The sequence below is a fragment of the Pseudomonas sp. 05T35 genome, assembly GCF_056396605.1.
This window is the reverse complement of the sequence record NZ_JBFTLU010000910.1, coordinates 1-560: the sequence shown is the minus strand read 5'-3', so window position 1 is coordinate 560 and position 560 is coordinate 1. Positions and strand designations below refer to the sequence as shown.

General features: G+C 46.2%; 1 protein-coding gene. It reads right to left on the bottom strand.

From position 1 onward, the window contains the following. On the bottom strand, positions 1 to 517 hold a 517-nt coding region (locus AC1DH9_RS30625), incomplete at its 3' end, for a hypothetical protein (RefSeq protein WP_477809515.1). Positions 518 to 560: the final 43 nt, after the last annotated feature.

The window sequence follows — 560 nt, the reverse complement described above, 5'->3', positions numbered from 1 at the left end:
GATTGGGGTGAACCTCCTCTACTTGAGCAATACCGGCCAGCGCCAAACCTACGGCTTCATTCAGTAAATAGAAGCTCATTACGCGTAACAATGTGTCATTTGTTGCAGGATTCTTAGAGCCGCGTGCACGGATCTTCAGGTGGTCAAATAATCGATCCGCCTGGCGCTGAGCGCACTCATGACGAACTGTATTTTCGACGAACTGTCGATCTTCGAGTCTTGGTAATTTAGCGTTTACGTTGACCGTACTAAATGCCTTGGGCACTGATCCTTCAGGAATTCTAAATGTATAACTTTTTTCTAGATCAGACCAAACCTGCATCATGTAAGGAAGTAAGCTTGATTTGGCGTTATCATACGCAATGCACAGCGAGCGAAGCGCATCAAGATCACTGCGATCTGCATTTTTAAGTTTAAACGGCCCACTCTCAAGTCGCGCCTGGGCATTGAACTCAAATGGTTTTGAAAGTGCAAATCTTAGTGGTTCAAGCAGCTCTGGCGGCGTACGTATGAACATTTAGAGAGTCCTATGCGCGCTATAAGGTTGCGCGCTATAAGGT